Source organism: Pseudoalteromonas sp. SG45-3 (genome assembly GCF_014164075.1).
Classification (GTDB): Bacteria; Pseudomonadota; Gammaproteobacteria; order Enterobacterales; family Alteromonadaceae; genus Pseudoalteromonas; species Pseudoalteromonas distincta.
The window spans coordinates 348574-366267 of sequence record NZ_JACJEN010000001.1 but is presented as its reverse complement, the minus strand read 5'-3'; the positions used below and the strand labels follow the sequence as shown (position 1 = coordinate 366267).

19 protein-coding genes are annotated in these 17694 nt (G+C 39.2%); 5 read left to right on the top strand and 14 right to left on the bottom strand.

Annotation, left to right across the window (positions count from 1 at the left end):
• Window positions 1-39: 39 nt before the first annotated feature.
• The 9 genes from H5126_RS01615 to prmB all read right to left on the bottom strand — a co-directional run bounded on the left by H5126_RS01615 (window position 40) and on the right by prmB (window position 7705).
• A complete protein-coding gene (locus H5126_RS01615) occupies window positions 40-1593 on the bottom strand; it encodes an AbgT family transporter (protein ID WP_182721233.1) in 1554 nt (517 codons plus the stop codon).
• A 142-nt stretch (window positions 1594-1735) separates the two neighbouring features.
• Window positions 1736-2011, bottom strand: a complete 276-nt coding sequence (locus tag H5126_RS01610; protein WP_024596509.1) for a YfcL family protein — start codon at window positions 2009-2011, stop codon at window positions 1736-1738.
• Window positions 2008-3171 carry an ATP-NAD kinase family protein gene (locus H5126_RS01605; protein WP_154903375.1) on the bottom strand — a complete coding sequence of 388 codons (1164 nt, stop codon included), beginning with the start codon at window positions 3169-3171 and terminating at the stop codon, window positions 2008-2010. Before H5126_RS01605 ends, H5126_RS01610 begins: the two co-directional genes overlap by 4 nt.
• On the bottom strand, window positions 3161-3715 hold the full coding sequence (locus H5126_RS01600; RefSeq protein ID WP_182695803.1) for an elongation factor P hydroxylase: 555 nt from the start codon (window positions 3713-3715) through the stop codon (window positions 3161-3163). The genes H5126_RS01605 and H5126_RS01600 overlap by 11 nt, the downstream gene beginning before the upstream one ends.
• A gap of 118 nt (window positions 3716-3833) precedes the next feature.
• Window positions 3834-4295, bottom strand: a complete 462-nt coding sequence (locus H5126_RS01595; RefSeq protein WP_182721232.1) for a zinc-ribbon domain containing protein — start codon at window positions 4293-4295, stop codon at window positions 3834-3836.
• A 61-nt stretch (window positions 4296-4356) separates the two neighbouring features.
• Window positions 4357-5004, bottom strand: coding sequence for a glutathione S-transferase family protein (locus tag H5126_RS01590; RefSeq protein ID WP_182715667.1), 648 nt, complete (start codon window positions 5002-5004; stop codon window positions 4357-4359).
• 106 nt (window positions 5005-5110) lie between these two features.
• Window positions 5111-5488, bottom strand: coding sequence for a DUF4112 domain-containing protein (locus H5126_RS01585; RefSeq protein WP_024591638.1), 378 nt, complete (start codon window positions 5486-5488; stop codon window positions 5111-5113).
• Window positions 5489-5607: 119 nt separating this feature from the next.
• The gene (gene aroC, locus H5126_RS01580) at window positions 5608-6705 is read right to left on the bottom strand and encodes a chorismate synthase (protein ID WP_002962170.1); all 1098 of its coding nucleotides are present in this window, start codon (window positions 6703-6705) and stop codon (window positions 5608-5610) included.
• Between the two features lie 64 nt (window positions 6706-6769).
• The gene (prmB, locus tag H5126_RS01575; RefSeq protein ID WP_007580615.1) at window positions 6770-7705 is read right to left on the bottom strand and encodes a 50S ribosomal protein L3 N(5)-glutamine methyltransferase; all 936 of its coding nucleotides are present in this window, start codon (window positions 7703-7705) and stop codon (window positions 6770-6772) included.
• Between the two features lie 152 nt (window positions 7706-7857).
• Between prmB and smrB the strand changes: the two genes are divergently transcribed.
• Together smrB and H5126_RS01565 are read left to right on the top strand one after the other, a co-directional pair.
• Window positions 7858-8415: an endonuclease SmrB gene (gene smrB / locus H5126_RS01570; RefSeq protein ID WP_007377742.1), complete on the top strand. Its 558-nt coding sequence runs from the start codon at window positions 7858-7860 to the stop codon at window positions 8413-8415.
• 27 nt (window positions 8416-8442) lie between these two features.
• On the top strand, window positions 8443-9372 hold the full coding sequence (locus tag H5126_RS01565) for an AEC family transporter (protein ID WP_182721231.1): 930 nt from the start codon (window positions 8443-8445) through the stop codon (window positions 9370-9372).
• Window position 9373: 1 nt separating this feature from the next.
• On the opposite strand, the gene H5126_RS01560 is transcribed toward H5126_RS01565, so the two are convergent.
• From H5126_RS01560 to sixA, 3 genes are read right to left on the bottom strand one after another with little or no spacing between them, the layout of a single operon-like run.
• Window positions 9374-10111, bottom strand: coding sequence for an SDR family oxidoreductase (locus H5126_RS01560; protein WP_182721230.1), 738 nt, complete (start codon window positions 10109-10111; stop codon window positions 9374-9376).
• Between the two features lie 8 nt (window positions 10112-10119).
• Entirely contained in the window at window positions 10120-10473 is a 354-nt protein-coding gene (locus tag H5126_RS01555; protein ID WP_076925499.1) for a RidA family protein, read from the bottom strand.
• Between the two features lie 24 nt (window positions 10474-10497).
• On the bottom strand, window positions 10498-10968 hold the full coding sequence (sixA, locus tag H5126_RS01550) for a phosphohistidine phosphatase SixA (RefSeq protein WP_170072110.1): 471 nt from the start codon (window positions 10966-10968) through the stop codon (window positions 10498-10500).
• 192 nt (window positions 10969-11160) lie between these two features.
• Between sixA and H5126_RS01545 the strand changes: the two genes are divergently transcribed.
• Together H5126_RS01545 and H5126_RS01540 are read left to right on the top strand one after the other, a co-directional pair.
• Window positions 11161-13884: an insulinase family protein gene (locus tag H5126_RS01545; RefSeq protein WP_182721229.1), complete on the top strand. Its 2724-nt coding sequence runs from the start codon at window positions 11161-11163 to the stop codon at window positions 13882-13884.
• A 54-nt stretch (window positions 13885-13938) separates the two neighbouring features.
• Window positions 13939-16191, top strand: a complete 2253-nt coding sequence (locus H5126_RS01540; protein WP_154903373.1) for an EAL domain-containing protein — start codon at window positions 13939-13941, stop codon at window positions 16189-16191.
• Here the strand turns inward: H5126_RS01540 and H5126_RS01535 are convergent.
• Both H5126_RS01535 and yeiP read right to left on the bottom strand, forming a co-directional pair.
• Window positions 16188-16382 (bottom strand): hypothetical protein, encoded by a 195-nt coding sequence (locus H5126_RS01535; RefSeq protein ID WP_024604473.1) that lies wholly within the window; start codon window positions 16380-16382, stop codon window positions 16188-16190. The genes H5126_RS01540 and H5126_RS01535 overlap by 4 nt on opposite strands.
• 139 nt (window positions 16383-16521) lie before the next feature.
• Window positions 16522-17094, bottom strand: coding sequence for an elongation factor P-like protein YeiP (gene yeiP / locus H5126_RS01530; protein ID WP_002962153.1), 573 nt, complete (start codon window positions 17092-17094; stop codon window positions 16522-16524).
• A 194-nt stretch (window positions 17095-17288) separates the two neighbouring features.
• Here yeiP and H5126_RS01525 point away from each other — a divergent pair, with 194 nt between their 5' ends.
• Window positions 17289-17675 carry an MmcQ/YjbR family DNA-binding protein gene (locus H5126_RS01525; RefSeq protein ID WP_024596739.1) on the top strand — a complete coding sequence of 129 codons (387 nt, stop codon included), beginning with the start codon at window positions 17289-17291 and terminating at the stop codon, window positions 17673-17675.
• The last annotated feature ends 19 nt before the right edge of the window (window positions 17676-17694 follow it).

Sequence of the window (17694 nt, the reverse complement as noted above, 5' to 3'; positions counted from 1 at the left end):
AAACCTCACTCAAGTGAGTGAGGTTCATAAAGGTTTAGGTTAAGGCAATGCTGGATAAATGTAGCTTGCATCTAAACCTAAAGGAATACCAAGTGCCCAATAACCTAATAAAAAGATACTCCAGCCAATCATAAAGGCAATTGAGTACGGCAGCATAATAGCAATTAAAGTGCCTATACCGGTGCCTTTGACATACTTTTGACAGTACACCACCACTAATGGGAAGTATGGCATTAACGGTGTAATAATATTAGAGCTTGAGTCACCTACACGATAAGCGGCTTGAGTTAAGTCTGGCGAAATGCCAAGTTGCATTAACATCGGTACAAAAATGGGGCCAAGTAACGCCCATTTTGCTGAACTTGAACCTACAAACAAGTTAACAAAGCCAGTTAAAAAGATAATGCCTACAACCGTTACTGCACTTGGCAATTCCATCGCCTTTAATAACTGCGCACCTTCAATTGCGAGCAGTGCACCTAAATTTGATTTACTAAATGCAGCAATAAATAGCGAACAGAAAAACGCCATGACGATATAATATGCCATGCCGCTCATCGCTTTACTCATAGCATCAATCATATCTTTTGAAGTATTAAAGGTACCTACCGTAAAACCATATACAGTGCCTGGGATCCAAAAAAGTAAAAATATTAGTGGTACAATTGATTGCATTAAAGGAGAGCTAAAATTAGTAAGGGATCCGTCACTACTGCGCATTGCAGAATCGTCTGGAGCAGAGACAAATGCTAATAACGCAAGTCCAGCAATCATCACGGTACTGGCTATATAAAAGGCACGTTTTTCATCACTACGTGCATCTTCAAATACAGGTAAATCCTCTTTAGCACCATCAACTGCTGTTTTTTGTAAACGTGGTTCAATAATTTTATCGGTAATGTACCAGCCTAATGCCACAATAAATAAGCTAGATGCTGAAGCAAATGCCCAGTTATTTAACGGGTTAATTGTTATTGCAGGATTAATTATTTGCGCCGCACTTTGGGTAAAGCTTTGTAGCAATGGGTCGATACCCGATGGAATAAAGTTAGCCCCAAAACCACCACTGACTCCTGCAAATGCAGCTGCAATACCCGCAAGCGGATGGCGTCCTGCTGCATAAAATATAACACCGGCAAGTGGAATAACTAATACATAACCTGCGTCAGTAGCGGTATGGCTCACAATGGCCACTAAAATGATTGAAGGCGTTAATAGCTTTTTAGGAGTAACTTTAAGCATTAACTTAAGGCCGGTATTAATAAATCCCGAATGCTCTGCAACACCGACACCTAACATAGCTACTAAAACGACACCTAAGGGAGCAAAGCCAGTAAAGGTTTTTACCATAGAGGATAAAAAAGTAGCGAGCGAATCACTTGCCAGCATATTATTAATAATAATCGCTTCACCGGTACGTGGGTCTATTGCATCAAAGCTCACGCCTGAAAACCACCACGACAAAAACCAAATTAATAACATTGCAAATAGAAATATTACGGCTGGATCTGGGAGCTTATTTCCTACTCGCTCAACAAAATTTAAAAAACGCGCTACAACCCCTGAAGGTAAAGCGTCTTGATTATTATCCATTTTTATTGTTCCTAAAATTTATTTTAGTAACAATATCGCATAAAAACAAAACAGTAAATTAACATGGGAATGTGCTTTAAAAGTTTTGGGCACAAAAAAACACGATAGTGATAAACAAATCGTGTTTTTTTGCCACTTAGGGTTAAGCGAGGGCTTTAACTTCATCCCACAAGCGTGCAACTAATGCCTTGTCTTCTTCGTTAAGCTCGCCGTTGCGATATGCTTTAACTAAGCTTTGCTCTACAGTTTCATTTAGCTCATCTATACTGATTGTCAGCTTTTCTACTTCGGCATAACCAACTGCAAGATCAAAATGACCTCGTAAATAGCCGCCAGCAAATAACTCATCGTCAGTTGCTTTTATTACTAAATCATCGAAGTACTGCTGGGCTGCATCGATATAGTTCACTAAACTCATTTATTAATCTCCTGGTTTTGCAAAGCACCTGTATTTTCAAGGTTTTGGTGCCCTACTGCATACATAATATGGTCGTTAAATCCGGTGGTTACTTTAATATAACCGGTTAATTCATCATCTAATTCGCCATCGCCTGTATCACAAATAAGGGGGCGACCATTAAGCGCTAGTAGTTTTGTTTTTGTTGCTACTACAATAATATTTTCTTTGCCAATTGCGCGTATAAGCAAAGGACTCAATTGCTGGTTACCACGGCCAAATATATGCCCTTGCCCGCCAATGAGCGTAATGACTAACTTAGTACTTTGATCATGTGTAAGCTCAAGCAATTGCTTAGCCGTTAAATCTTGGGCAACTAAGGTTTGATCTTTTATTAAATCAACACCAAGTAACGTATTTTCAAGCCCCATTTCTTCCATTATGGCTTCAACCGTTGAGCCGCTACCCATAATATAAAATGTGTCTTCATCCATTTGCGATACAACATGCGCTGCAATGTCGGCAAGTACGAGTTCGTCGGTTTCTTTACCGCCATTTTTAACCGCTTGCATATAGCGTACTTCGCTAGGTGTTTGCATTTCGCCGTAGCGTTTGGCTTTTACTGTGCCTTGCCTGAAAGCATCTTCATCTATATCCATTACATCTGCATCGGCTAAGGTAACTAACTCCCCCTTAACCAGCATTTCGACTACGCGCCCTGCAGCCTTTGGCGTGATAGCGTAAACACCAGAATGAATTTTACAACCTGCGGGAATACCAAGTACGGGAATGGTATCCTCTATTGCATGGCAAATGTTACGTGCTGTACCGTCGCCTCCGGCAAATAAGACTAAATCAACACCAGAGTTTTTAAGTATTTTTGCGGCTTGTTCTGTGTCATCTGGGGTTGTTATTGCAGAAGTGTTATATACAACCTCTACATTAAAGCCCAAAGCTTTTGCTGTTTGCTCACCCATGTCACCGTTAACAGTGTAAATGGTTAAGCGTTCTTTATAAGGTAATAGCACCTCAAGCGCTGCTTTTGTTCGGCTATTTGCTTTTGGCTCTGCGCCTAACTCTATTGCTTTTGCCGCTGTGTGTGCGCCATCACTGCCTTTTAAAGCGACTGTGCCACCTAAACCTGCTACAGGGTTTACAATTAAGCCTAATTTAAACGCCATTACAAAGCTCCTTTGGATGTTGCCACTTAAATTGCTGCGCTGTTAAGGGCCACGGTGTATTGTAAAAATCACACACTGCTTTTAAAAGTGACTCTGTACGAGAGTTAAAGCCATTTTCGATTAGCGATAATACCCGTGCATATACTCGCTGCTGAAAATCAAACCGACACGTTTGCTCGCCGTTTAAATTATCCACCGACACATTAAAATTAAACCCTGCTGCGGTGCTTAATAACCACTCTATAGCTTGGGGCTTTATTTCTACCTTTTCAAACTCAGCTTGTTTTTGTTTGTCGCGCCCATCAGGGCAGTACCAATAGCCGTAGTCTTCTAATAACCGACGTGCATCACCGGCCACCAGCCAGTGTGCTATTTCATGTAATGCACTGGCATAAAAACCATGCGCAAATACAACCTGGTGATATGGCACCTGCTCTGTTGCTGGTAAATACACAGGCTCACAATCGCCTTTTATCAGTCGTGTATTGTGACTTTGATAAAAAGTGCGCTCAAAAATTGAAATTAGATCAGCTATTTGATGCATAAAAATTGATTAATTCGTCTCGGTTACAGCGCCATATTAGCGCACTAAAAACGAGACGAATTGTACGGGCTTTTACAACTAAAGTAAAAATAAGGCGTGATAGTAAAATATAAGCGGATTAATCTTTCACTTTATTGATATTTTTAATAATACCTAAACAGTAAAGCGTATTGGCAAGTTCTTTACGCTGTGTTTTTTCACTTGAGGTTTTATTGGCTAAGCGAGTTAACATATCGTACCGTTTACGTAGAGTTAGTATATATCTGGCATGCTTACGGCATTCAAAACAACGTGTACAGTGTGAATCGACCCAAAAATCAAGTACCTCAAACCAATATTGCTGCTCTTGAGCAAAAAAAATAAATGCCTTAGAGCAACTTTCGCACTTCTCTTCAATATCAACATAAAGTGCCCGAGGGTCAATGGCATAGTTTTGCTTTTTTATATCTGCCAATATTACCGTATTAGGGAAGTATTTAAGCCTCGAGTAACGCCAGTGCGCATTCTCTATCGCCTCTATTGTCACTGAGGTATTGGTAGTTATCGGTTTATTGCCATACCTTGGGTGATTTAGATACATGAGCAGCCTAGTTTAAACTTATGATTTTAAGGCACATAACATGCCATATGAAAAACAATAATTATACAGGCGTTCCTGCTTCATCACACTCTACAATATCGGTTTCGGTTAATGCCTGAGTGATCCATGCTTGCAATACGGGGCAACGCATAACAAAGTCACAATATTGTTGCGCCTCTGGCGATAACGTAATTTGATACGTTTTTAAACGCAATACAATAGGTACGTACATAGCATCAGCAATACTAAAGTCACCAAAAAACCACTCGTTTGGAAACACATCTTGTTGCTGTGCAAATATCTCGTCTATACGGGCTATGTCTTTTAATGCTTCGCTCGATAGGTCTACTTTACGGGTAGCTCTTATATTCATTGGCACTTCGCTGCGCAGCGCCATAAAGCCTGAATGCATTTCAGCGCTTAGCGCACGCGCTTTAGCTCTTTGGGTAATATATTTTGGCCATGCAGCGCCTGATAAGTAAGCATCGTTAATATATTCACAAATTGCTAGTGAATCCCAAACCTGTAAATCGCCATCAATTAACGCTGGAACTTTTTGCACAGCAAAGGTCTTTTTTAGTTCACTGTAAAAATCAGGGGTGTCGAGTACCAGCTGGGTTTCACTAAACTCAACATCAAATTTACTCATTAAATACCATGCGCGTAATGACCAGCTGGAGTAGTTTTTATTACCGATAAATAATTGCATATTGTAAATACCAAAGTGAATAGACGCTCCTACCTTACTAGGTGATTAAACAACCAACAACATTTTGTTTAAAGTCTCTTTGCTAACGGTTACTTAAAGCTATTAATTACTCACTTAACTGCTTGTTTAAATGTTTTTTTAATAGTTGTGTATTACGCGTATTAGCTTTAAAAAACGCATCAAATATATCGCCAAAAAATGGCACTAAGCCGCCCACAAAGTCAATGAGCATATTGATAATCATCTTAGTCTTTATACGTTTACTCACACCTAAACGCTGCGCTTCTATAAGCACATAGCTTGATAAAATTAGCCCTGCGGCATCACCTATAACGGGAATTAAACCAATCACAGCCTCTAGGCCTATATTAAATTTAGTAAAAGGAATACCAATGCTGCTATCCGTTAACTTACTGAAACGTTCTAAGCGGGCTATTGCAGCCTGGGCTTTTATTTGTGAGTGTTCATTAATATTATCGTTCATGATTACTACCCTCCTTCTTGCAGTATATAGGACCTACTTGAACAACTCCTGAAAGGCTTTAAACTAAATTACAGACATAAAAAAACGCGGTAATCCGCGTTTTTTATAATTATAAATACTTAAACAGAGCCGTTAATTGGGCCGTGCTGATGATTTACATGCGGATTTTGTCCGCGTTGACGCAGTAAATGGTCCATTAATGTAATAGCCATCATTGCCTCAGCAATCGGGATTGCACGAATACCTACACACGGGTCGTGACGACCTTTAGTGATCATCTCAACCGCTTCGTTGCTTGTATTAATGCTGTTACCTGGAATAGTAATGCTCGACGTTGGCTTAAGCGCAATAGAAGCAATAATATCTTGCCCTGTCGAAATACCCGCAAGTACGCCACCTGCATGATTTGATGTAAAACCCTCAGGGGTTAGTTCATCACGATGCTCAGAGCCTTTTTGCTCAACTACGTCAAAGCCATCACCAATTTCAACGCCTTTAACAGCGTTAATACTCATTAATGAATGTGCAAGTTCGGCGTCAAGACGGTCAAATACTGGCTCTCCAAGACCAACAGGTACATTGCTTGCCACTACTTTTACTTTAGCGCCAACTGAGTCACCTTGCTTTTTAAGGTCACGCATATATTCGTCAAGCGCTTCAAGCTTACTCGCATCAGGGAAGAAGAATAAGTTATTTTCCACTTCATCCCAGTCAAACGTTTCCGCCTTAATAGGGCCAAGCTGACTTAAACATGCTTTAACTTCAATACCATGAAATTGCTTTAAGTATTTTTTAGCAATAGCACCTGCCGCTACGCGAATCGCGGTTTCGCGTGCAGATGAACGACCGCCACCGCGATAATCGCGCAAGCCGTACTTATGCCAATACGTGTAATCGCCATGACCTGGGCGAAATACATCTTTAATTTTGCCGTAATCTTGCGAGCGTTGATCGGTATTTTCAATCAATAAACCAATGCTGGTACCTGTGGTTTTACCTTCAAAAACGCCTGCTAATATTTTTATTTGATCGCTTTCACGGCGCTGCGTTGTATAACGGCTTTGGCCTGGTTTTCGGCGATCTAAATCAATTTGTAAGTCGGCCTCTGTGATTTCAAGACCTGCGGGAGTACCATCAACAACGCCGCCTAATGCAACGCCGTGGCTCTCACCAAAGGTGGACACTTTAAATAACTGCCCAATGCTATTACCTGCCATTAACTTTCCTCATTCCTAATGACTACCAATAGCCAAGCACAGGGCTTGGCTATTCATTTTTTACTTATTTTGCAAAATACTCATCTAGCTGCTTTTTGCTAATTACAAATACACCTAAGCCGCCTTGTTCAAATTCAATCCATTCAAACGGCGCGCCCGGATAAAGTGCATCCATATGTACCATAGAGTTACCAACTTCTACAAATAACAAACCGTTATCAGTTAGGTGTTCACTCGCTTCACTTAAAATAGTACGGGTTACATCTAAACCATCGTGGCCTGATGCAAGCCCAAGCTCTGGCTCATGATGAAATTCGCGTGGCAGGTCAGCCATATCTTCTGCATCAACATACGGTGGGTTTGCAACTATTAGGTCGTATTTTTGACCTGGTACACCGCTAAATACATCAGACTGAATCGGTAACACGCGATCACTTAACATGTAATCGTTAATGTTAATGTCTGTCACTTCAAGCGCTTCATACGATATATCTACCGCATCAACTTGTGCTTCCTCAAAAGCTTGAGCAAGTGCAATTGCGATACAACCCGACCCCGTACATAAATCTAATATGCGGTTTACCGATTGTGGCTCTTCAAGCCAGGGTGTAAAGCGGTTACTAATAAGCTCAGCAAACGGTGAGCGAGGTATAAGTACACGTTCATCCACATAAAATGGCATACCCGCAAACCATGCAATATTTGTTAAGTAAGGTACTGGTGTGCAGTCGTTAATACGTTCTGCAATAAGACCCGCAAGTCGGTTTTTTTCTGTGCTTGTTAAACGCGCGTGCATTAATTCTTTTGGCGCATCAACAGGCAAGCTAAGCGCAGGCAGTAATAAGCTTACAGCTTCATCCCATGCGTTATCTGTACCGTGTCCAAAAAATATACTACTACTTGCAAATTGGCTTGTAGTCCAACGTAACCAGTCATGTAAAGTTGACAGTTCTGCAACGGCTTCTTCGAGTGTTGCTTCTTCTATTTGTAAATCGCTCATATATTTTTACCTGTATTAGCTTACTGACTGTTTTGAGTCTTTAAGACGATTGCATTGCCTATCTGCGCTGGGCAAATTACAATTGCCCCTCATTTAAGTATTGTACCGCCTTTTGCGCTGCGTTTTTACGTTTTTTTGTTTAGGTAATAGTTATGAAAAAAGACACTCCATCACATTCGTCCCTAAGCAATGACGACATAAGCTTATTTCGTCAAACGATCACAGGCGCCAAAGTATTTAAACAAGATACTCATCGTTTTGATACAAAGCCTAAGGTGTCACAAGCTAAGCAATTTGCCCAGCAAAAAAAGCAGGCTCAATCTGAATTTTTCTTCTCAGACGTTTATATTCCCGATATAGACACCCACGGCACGGTTAAATATGTAAAACCTGGCCAAGATACTTTCCTAGCTAAACAGCTTCGCCGTGGTGACTTTGCACCCGATTTGACGCTAGATTTACATGGCTTAAATAAAGAACTTGCTAAAGACGAACTCGCTGGACTCATTCACGAATGTAAAAAGCAGCATTATTATTGTGCATGTGTAGTGCACGGTATTGGTGGCGGCGTACTAAAGCACAAAGTGCCTCAGTACTTAGTACAGCACCCTGACGTAATAGCGATGCACCAAGCCCCTCTCGAATATGGTGGAAGAGGCGCTGTACTTATTTTAATTAATTTACCGCAAAGTGATGAATTTAGACGCTAACTTTAGCCATTACTAGGATGTAACTACGTGCATATTTTTTCAATTATTTTTCCGCTCATTTTTATTGTGGCACTGGGTTATAGCTGTTGCCGATTAAAATTTTTCGACAAGCAGCATATCGCAGGCCTGAGTAAGTTTACTTTTTATATTAGTTTGCCTGCTTTTTTATTATTAAATATGTCGCAAATTAACTTACAGCAAAGTATTAGCCTTTTTGCATTTTTGAGCTTTTACATACCTGTTTTGAGTGTATTTGGGGTGGGTATATTAATTGATCGCTTTTATTTAAGTAAAAAACATTTAAAAAACTACCAACAACACGGTGTATTTGGACTTGCTTCTAGCTATTCAAATATGGTGTTAGTGGGTATTCCTATTGTTATTGCCTCGCTTGGCAAAGAAATGATAGCCATTGCATTTATGATCATTACTTTTCATAGCACATTGTTATTTGCACTTACATTTTTAATAGGCGCTAAAGGTAGCAGCGATAAATTTTCGTGGTCGCACTTTGGTAAAAGTATGGTACTAAATCCTATTGTACTGAGTATTGGGTGCGGGCTTATATTAAACATATTAGGAGTTACACTGTTTAGCGACTTAGCAAATAGTTTGGAGCTATTAGCTAAACCAGCAATTGCCTGTGCGCTATTTGTACTTGGTGCAAATTTAGCTTTTTATAAAATAGCTGCAAATTGGCAACCGGCGTTAATAGCATCAATTTTAAAAATATTTTTATTGCCTGCATTAGTTTTATTGGTAGGCACTTATGTATTTAAGCTAGACACGCAAATACTTAGTGTATTGGTACTTTTAAGTGCGTCCCCTGTTGGCGTAAATGCTTATCTTATTGCGACTCAAATAAAGCAACATGAAGCTACTCTTGCTGGGGCTGTCGTACTTTCTACTATCTTAAGTGTTATTAGCTTTACGTTTTGGCTAGCTTTACTACTTTAGCTTACAAACCGCCGGCTACATCAACAAAGCTACCCGTTGTAAAAGAAGCGTGCTCTGAAGCTAAAAAGTAAATTGCTACAGCAACTTCCTCGGGTGTACCGCCTCTGCCAAGGGGTAATTTACTTTTAAGACGATCGACTCGATTTTTTTCACCGCCATCGCTATGCATATCAGTGTAAATAAGCCCAGGTCTAACCGAGTTAACTCGAATACCTTTACTTGCCACCTCTTTTGCCAAGCCAATAGTAAATGTGTCCATTGCACCTTTAGATGCTGCATAATCAATGTACTCATTAGGAGAGCCCGTTTTAGCGGCCCCCGATGAAACATTAACAATACTACCGCCATTTCCCATTCGCTTTATTGCCTCACGGCTACATAAAAAAGCACTGGTAATATTTGTAGTCAAAACTTCGTTTATGCGCTCAGCACTCATTTCTAACAAGGGCATTTGTGGTTTTAAAATACCGGCGTTATTTATTAGTACATCAAGTTGACCAAAGACTTTATCTATATGCATAAATAAAGCTAAAACGTCAGCCTCTAGTGACACGTCACCTTGAATTACTTCAGCCTCAACTCCTAATTGCTTTACTTTTTCTGCCACCAATATTGCACTAGCTAAATCTGCTTTATAATTAATGCAAACATTATAACCGTGCTTTGCAAAATATAGTGCGGTAGCTGCGCCAATACCTCGACTAGAGCCGGTGATAAGTACAACGGGGGAGCGAGTCATTAAAGCTATTATTCTTTTAAAGCTGCAACGACTGAAATTTCAACTAGCAGAGCATCACGTGCCATTTTAGCTTCCACACAAGCACGTGCAGGTGCATACCCCTCGGTTACCCATGCATCCCATACCGCATTCATATCAGCAAAGTATTCCATGCTTTTTACGTAAATAGTTGCGCTAAGCATATGTTCTTTTGAACTCCCTGCCTCATCAAGTAACGCCTCTACTTTATCGAGCATGGTTTGAGTTTGTTCTTTAATACCTTTTTGCGCGTCGGCGCATACTTGCCCACATAAATACACAGTGCCGTTGTGTTTTACTATGCGGCTCATACGCGCACCTGTTTGTAAGCGTTCTATCGTCATTTTACTTTACTCAATTATTTGTATTTAAACGTTCTCTGGGGCATTTATACTTAAATAACTACTACGCTGGGTTTGCTCATCGTAATTGATTACTGCAACGGCCCCGGTATTAAAAATAGGCATGTTACCTGGGCTTAATTGGTCTACTAAATAACTGACAATAGGCATGTGCGCTACTATAAGCCAAGTATTGCACTTAGGGTGTGCTGCTATAAGCGTTTCGAGGTAGTCGGCTGCAATTTGTGGTTTACCTTCGGGAATAATATCAGATGTGGTTTCGCTAAATTTAAATACATTATTTTTAGCCACACCTGCAGCTGTTTGCTGTGCACGAATGTAAGGACTAACTAACAGTGCATCAGGACAATGTGCTTTACTGAGCCAAAGGCCCATTTTTTCAGCTTCATCGTGCCCTGCTTGGGTTAAATTTCTACCTGCATCATCAGCCTGCATTGGTGTTGCTTCGCCGTGGCGCATTATTAGGATTGTTTTCATAAAAAATCAACCGATTAAAGAATATAAAACAGTAGCCAGTTTGCCCGTTTGTCAGCTATATTAACAACATAAACCTATTTATTTCTAAAATAGTTCTTTCATGAGATTCAGGTAAATCTTTAAGCTGTATTTCGCTTTCCTGAAGCCATCATCTGTTGTTAACAAGTAAACGTTTAGTTTCAGGAGCATCATTTGAATATCAGCCGCAATGATAACAGAGCATACCGCGCGTTTACACTGGACAATGGTCTAAAAGTACTATTAGTGCAAGATAAAGATTCTACAAAAGCTGCAGCATCAATGGCAGTTAACGCCGGACATTTTGACGACCCTCTTGATAGGCAAGGCCTAGCACACTTTCTAGAGCACATGCTTTTTTTAGGTACTGACCAATATCCAGATTCAGGCAGTTTTAATAATTTTGTTTCGCAAGCTGGCGGCAACACGAATGCGTGGACCGGCACTGAGCATACCTGTTACTTTTTTGATATTAACAATCAAGAATTTGAACAGGCGCTTACCCAATTTAGCCGCTTTTTTATTGCCCCTCTTTTAAATTCAGCCGAAACAGAAAAAGAACGCAACGCGATTGAAGCCGAGTTTAAGCTAAAAATAAAAGACGATGGTCGCCGTATTTATCAAGCCCACAAAGAAACGGTAAATCCAGCTCATCCATTTGCTAAATTCTCTGTAGGTAACTTACAAACATTAGCTGACAGAGAGCGCTGTATTAGTGATGAGCTTCGTGACTTTTTTAATAGCCAGTACCAAGCTCAGTGGATGACTTTAGTTATTTGCGCAAACGAAACACTAGATACACTACAAAGCTGGACTCAAACTTACTTTGGCGCAATTAACGGCAACAAAAGCCTTAAAAAGCCAGAGATCAGTGAGCCACTTTATCGCAAACAAGACATAGGAAAAATACTTCATATTGAGCCGCATAAGCATATGCAAAAACTTATCATAAGTTTTGCTATGCCTAATATTGACGACTTTTATCGCCATAAAACAGTAAGCTTTATTGCTCATTTACTTGGCTATGAAGGCGCGGGTTCTCTTTATTCTATTTTAAAAGAGCAAGGCTGGATAAACGCACTTTCAGCTGGCGGTGGTATAAATGGCAGCAACTTCAAAGATTTTAATATTAGCTTAGCGCTTACCGATGAGGGTATTGAATACTTTGAAGATATTATTGAAATGGTGTTTGAATATATTTGTTTAATTAACCATAACACCGAAAAATTACCGCGCTTATACCAAGATAAAAAAAATCTATTACAAATAGCATTCGATAACCAAGAAAAGTCACGCTTAATTGATTGGGTCAGTAATTTAAGCATTAATATGCAGCATTACGATGAAGCAAATTACGTGCAAGGCGACTATTTAATGGAAGGCTTTAAAAAAGCAACCCACGAAATGGCCATGCAGTGGTTAACACCACATAATATGCGCATCGTACTTATACATCCAGATGTAGAGCCTGAACATAAAACAGCATGGTATAACACACCCTATAAAGTAGAACATATTTCACCTAGTTGGCTTGATGCCCTTAGCGAGATAAATAAACCGTTGAGCGAAATGCTGCTACCTACAGCTAATCCTTATTTAACAAAAGAAGTCGTGTTATTTAATGTCGTAAAACCACAAACAAAACCCGAGTTATTAGTAAAAGAACCTGGTTTTGACTTTTGGTTTAAACAAGACAACACATTTCGTGTTGCTAAAGGCCATTTTTATTTAGCAATGGATTCTGATTTTGCTGTAAAAGACGTAAAACATATGGCACTCACCCGCTTATTTACAGATTTATTTATGGATAGCGTGGGCGAGCAATTTTATCCAGCAGAACTTGCAGGACTTAGCTACCACTTAACCTCGCATCAAGGTGGGTTAACTTTACATACTGCGGGGCTTTCATCTAGTCAGTTAGAGCTTGTTGATCAATTAATAGATGCTTTATTTAATGTAGAAATTTGTGCAAAACGCTTTGCTGAATATAAAAAACAACTTGTAAGGCATTGGCGCAATAGTAACCAAAACAAACCTGTGAGTGAGTTATTTAGCATTTTAGGTGCAAAAATAATGCCTTGGAACCCACAACCAGGGGAGCTTGCATCAGCATTAAAAAACACCTGTTTTCAGCAATTTAATGAGTTCAGAACAGACTTTTTTAAAGCACTACATGTTGAATCATTTTTACATGGTAACTGGCAGCAAAGTGATGCAATAGCCTTTCAAAAAAAGGTCGCAGATCACTTAAAAAACGCAGCCATAATTGAAGATTTAAGACGCCCTCTTTTTGAAATTAAAAAAGTAACTCGCTACGAGTTAGAACTTCCTTGTAGCGACCATGCAATGGTTATTTACTATCAAGCGCAAACGGATTGCGTGGCCGAAAAAGTAAAAATGATGGCGTTAAATCATTTAATTAATCAAGATTACTTTAACGAGTTACGAACAACACAACAGCTAGGTTATTTAGTGGGCGCAGGTTATGCACCTTTTAATACTCGTGCTGGAATAGCATTTTATGTGCAGTCACCTAAGTTTGATGCAAAAACATTATTGCATCGTCATAACAGCTTTATTAAAAAATACCTTGATAACATTGATGCACTTGATGAAAACGATTGGCAACAGCAAAAACATGGCCTTAGTACTCATATTGCAGAAAAAGATAAAAACTTGCGCCTGCGCTCACAACGGTTATGGCTTGCTATTGGTAACAGAGATCACGAATTTCATATGCAGCAGCGACTTTTAGATGCCCTAAACGCACTAACACTAAGAGAAGTAAAAGTTTATGCACTAAGCCTATTTGATGATAATAGACCAAGATATGAGCTTTTAAGCTCGGCGAAAGTCAGTAAATCTCAAAATATGCCCGTTTACTCTCAATCTCTTTGACTCTAGGTTTAGCTTGTTTTAAATTATCATTTGTAAATTAGAAGTAATCAAAAAATGATAAAAACAATAATAAAACTAAGCATGCTTGTAGTACTTGCTTACTCATTTGAGCTTTTTGCCTTTGAGTCATCACTTAATTACAACTCAGACAATATACTTATACTAGCAAGCGCCATTATATCGCTTGCTTTGCCCTACCTGTTATTTGTAATCCATAAACTTAGACGTTCACGCCGCCAACTTCGACTTTCGGAAAAACGCCTTAAAAGTACCGTAGAAGGTAGCGGCGATACACTTTGGGACTGGAACATAAAAACAGGCGAAGTTATTCGTATTAACGATAAGTATTTAATGGACTCAACTACGTTAATGGGGTTTCCACCAAATAAAGGCCTTATCCATCCTCACGATATTAATAACGTTGAGCACTTGCTAAAAGTGCACTTTGCAGAGCAGTCTGCTTTTTTTGAAGCTACTTACCGAATCAAAGATACTTTTGGTCGTTGGCACTGGGTGCTCGATCGCGGAAAAATAATTGAAAAAGACGCCAACTTATCCCCCCTTAGAATGACAGGTACCGTTCGCGATATATCACAGTTAAAATCAACTGAAGAGCGCTTAAACCTTTTTGCAAAATGTGTTGAGTCGCTTACTGACGCCTTAGCAATTTACGATAAAAACTTTAAACTGGTTGATATAAACCCTAGCTTTTTAACCTTGTTTGGTGGCGTACGCGAACAATACTTAGGAAAAGATTTTAGCCTATCTGGGTATGAGCCAAGCTACACAAACAGAATTATTGAAATAGTAAAAGAGCGCGAACATATTCAACAAGAAGTGAAGCTTCGTAATAGTGAGCGTATTTTATTACCGATAGAAATATCCATAGATGAAATTAAAAACGATCAAAATCAAATAACTAATTATGTCGTTGTATATTCAGATTTAACAGAGCGTAAAAAAGCAGAATCGCAATTACATAACTTATCGAATCGAGATCGCACAACCAGTCTGCCTAACCGAAATTTATTTTTTACTGATTTGCATAAACTAGTAAAACTCAATTCGCATCACGCCTTGCTTGTATTCGATTTAGATAACTTTAAAAAAATAAATGACTCGTTAGGACATCAGCTAGGTGACAGCTTATTAGCTAAACTAGCAATGCGCTTAAATAAACTAACCCGCGAAAATGATGTGTTTTATCGTTTAGGCGGCGATGAGTTTGCTCTGGTAATGTCTGACACTAACGACATACATGTAATTACACGCATGGCTAAACAGTTTTTAGCAGCCATTGCTACACCATTTAAAATGGCAGGCCACGAACTGGCAATCACCTCAAGTGTAGGTATTGTATTATTCCCTGAAGACGGTAATACGCCAGAGCTTTTATTAAAAAATGCAGATACCGCCATGTATCATGCTAAAAAGAAAGGTAACAGCTACTTATTTTTTAACGACACGATGAACCGTCAAGCCGTTAAACGACTGCAAATTGAAAACCTCATGCGCTTTGGTTTAAAAGAAGACCATTTTGAAGTGTACTACCAACCAAAAATGAATATTCGCACAGGCAAGCTAACCGGAATGGAAGCATTAGTGCGCTTTATTACACCCAAAAAAGGCATTATTAGTCCGGGAGTTTTTATACCTATAGCCGAGGAAACGGGCCAAATAATTGAAATTGGTGAGGTGGTATTAAACAAAGCCTGCAGAGACGTAAAAGAATGGCTAGATAGCGGTTTATTTAGCGGCCGAGTAGCTGTCAACTTATCAGCAAAGCAATTTAGCCTCCCCGATTTAACCTCTCGTATTGACGTTATTTTGCAAAAAAATGAATTACCTTCTTACTTTTTAGAGCTTGAAATAACAGAAGGTACTGTAATGGATGACCCTAAAGAAGCCATTGCAATTATGCGTTCGTTAAGTGCCCGAGGTATTCATTTAGCAATGGATGATTTTGGTACTGGTTATTCATCATTAGCGTATTTAAAGCAATTTCCGCTTAATACACTTAAAGTAGATAAAGCATTTATAGATGACATGACCAACGAACGTGGCCGTAATATGGTCGACTCAATAGTCACTATTGCGCATAACCTTGATTTACATGTAGTGGCTGAAGGTGTAGAACAAGCCCATCAAATTGATATACTCAAAAAGCTTAATTGCGAAACAGTACAAGGTTATTATTATTCCAAGCCACTATCAAAAAGTGAATTTACTGAATTTTTAAAGCAGCAACAAACTAAAGCAGCCCCAAGCTTAATTAGAAAAAATAAAAATGTGGCGTCGATAAATTAAGGGCGCCATATACACGCATTTATTCCTACATTTCTAACTAAAGCGCGACGATAATGTAGATTAAACAAGCACCAGGCTACAGGTCCAAGTAAACCGCCTAAAATCAGCCATCGTTTAATTGGCATGCCTTTTTTAATGGTTTCTAAATACATTAAAGCTATAAATGCACTGCTTAGTAAAACTATAAACAAAGCTACCCCTTAAAGTTGCTCAAAAATACGGCGCTTATTCTAACGCTAACGTGATTAAATTTAAAGCAACAAATCCCCGCGCACAAAAAAGCCGAACCTGTTAAACACAGATTCGGCTTTTAAAATTATAATTTACGCGTTACTTTTCAGCACGACCCATAAATTTGTGTTCAACAGTATTAATACGGATACGGTCACCTGTTGAAATATGCTCTGGCACAGAAATATTTAAGCCAGTAGACATACGTGCAGGTTTTGAACGAGCACTTGCAGATGCACCTTTAATAGATGGGTCTGTTTCTTCAACAACAAGTTCAACACTTGATGGTAAATCAAGTCCTACTGGCGCGCCATCAATAACAATGACGTGTACGCCTTGCGTTTCTTCATTAACAAATAAAATTTCTTCGCTAATAGCATCTTTGTTTAAGTTGTAAGGCGTGTAATCTTCATTATCCATGAACACATACTCGTCGCCATCAATGTACGATAGCATTACTTCACGGCGTGTTAAATCAGCCAGCGTTAGCATGTCACTGTCTTTAAATGTTTCGTCAACTTTACCACCGGTTACCACATCGTATAAACGCATACGGTATAAACTACCACCAGCACGACCTTGCGGCACAGAGCGCACAATATCTTTTACAACTAAAACGCGGCCATTGAAGTCAATAGCAGTACCTTTTTTAACATCACTCGCCTTTGGCATGTGTGAATTCCTATTATTTTTTTGATTGGCAGAAACATACCACGAACTGGATTTTGTTCAACTAAAATTACGTTGGTTTTACGCTACATGTTGTATTAGCTTGTAAAATTTTTATTTATACTAAAATACATATAATCAAATGTGAAAAAAACTGCTATGGTAGCTTTACCGAGTATGACTTCAAGGAATGGATCATGGACCAGAAAAAAGTACATGAGTATTTAGTTAAAAAACCACTTGTTCAGGTTACAAAACCATTTGCGCAAGAGGTTGATGTATATAAAGTGAATCATAAAATGTTTGCGACTCTTGCTATTGGCAATGACGGTCAAACTAATGATGATGGTGAGGTTATTTGGTGGCTTAACTTAAAATGCGATCCTGATGAAGCAATATCATTGCGTGATACTTTCCCGGCAGTGATCCCTGGTTACCATATGAATAAACGCTTATGGAACACAGTAATTTTAGACGGCACAATTGCACAAAGTGAAATTGAGAGAATGATTGATAACTCATTTAATTTAGTCGTAGAAAATATGCCAGAAAAAGACCGCAAAGCTATCGCACTTCACTTGTAGCACTTTTTGGGCTAGGCTA

What these genes read in the sequence shown, in the direction of transcription:
- H5126_RS01615 (WP_182721233.1), bottom strand. Translation starts at nt 1,593, where the DNA reads ATGGATAATAATCAAGACGCTTTACCTTCAGGGGTTGTAGCGCGTTTT.
- H5126_RS01610 (WP_024596509.1), bottom strand. Translation starts at nt 2,011, where the DNA reads ATGAGTTTAGTGAACTATATCGATGCAGCCCAGCAGTACTTCGATGAT.
- H5126_RS01605 (WP_154903375.1), bottom strand. Translation starts at nt 3,171, where the DNA reads ATGGCGTTTAAATTAGGCTTAATTGTAAACCCTGTAGCAGGTTTAGGT.
- H5126_RS01600 (WP_182695803.1), bottom strand. Translation starts at nt 3,715, where the DNA reads ATGCATCAAATAGCTGATCTAATTTCAATTTTTGAGCGCACTTTTTAT.
- H5126_RS01595 (WP_182721232.1), bottom strand. Translation starts at nt 4,295, where the DNA reads ATGTATCTAAATCACCCAAGGTATGGCAATAAACCGATAACTACCAAT.
- H5126_RS01590 (WP_182715667.1), bottom strand. Translation starts at nt 5,004, where the DNA reads ATGCAATTATTTATCGGTAATAAAAACTACTCCAGCTGGTCATTACGC.
- H5126_RS01585 (WP_024591638.1), bottom strand. Translation starts at nt 5,488, where the DNA reads ATGAACGATAATATTAATGAACACTCACAAATAAAAGCCCAGGCTGCA.
- aroC (WP_002962170.1), bottom strand. Translation starts at nt 6,705, where the DNA reads ATGGCAGGTAATAGCATTGGGCAGTTATTTAAAGTGTCCACCTTTGGT.
- prmB (WP_007580615.1), bottom strand. Translation starts at nt 7,705, where the DNA reads ATGAGCGATTTACAAATAGAAGAAGCAACACTCGAAGAAGCCGTTGCA.
- smrB (WP_007377742.1), top strand. Translation starts at nt 7,858, where the DNA reads ATGAAAAAAGACACTCCATCACATTCGTCCCTAAGCAATGACGACATA.
- H5126_RS01560 (WP_182721230.1), bottom strand. Translation starts at nt 10,111, where the DNA reads ATGACTCGCTCCCCCGTTGTACTTATCACCGGCTCTAGTCGAGGTATT.
- H5126_RS01555 (WP_076925499.1), bottom strand. Translation starts at nt 10,473, where the DNA reads ATGACGATAGAACGCTTACAAACAGGTGCGCGTATGAGCCGCATAGTA.
- sixA (WP_170072110.1), bottom strand. Translation starts at nt 10,968, where the DNA reads ATGAAAACAATCCTAATAATGCGCCACGGCGAAGCAACACCAATGCAG.
- H5126_RS01540 (WP_154903373.1), top strand. Translation starts at nt 13,939, where the DNA reads ATGATAAAAACAATAATAAAACTAAGCATGCTTGTAGTACTTGCTTAC.
- yeiP (WP_002962153.1), bottom strand. Translation starts at nt 17,094, where the DNA reads ATGCCAAAGGCGAGTGATGTTAAAAAAGGTACTGCTATTGACTTCAAT.
- H5126_RS01525 (WP_024596739.1), top strand. Translation starts at nt 17,289, where the DNA reads ATGGACCAGAAAAAAGTACATGAGTATTTAGTTAAAAAACCACTTGTT.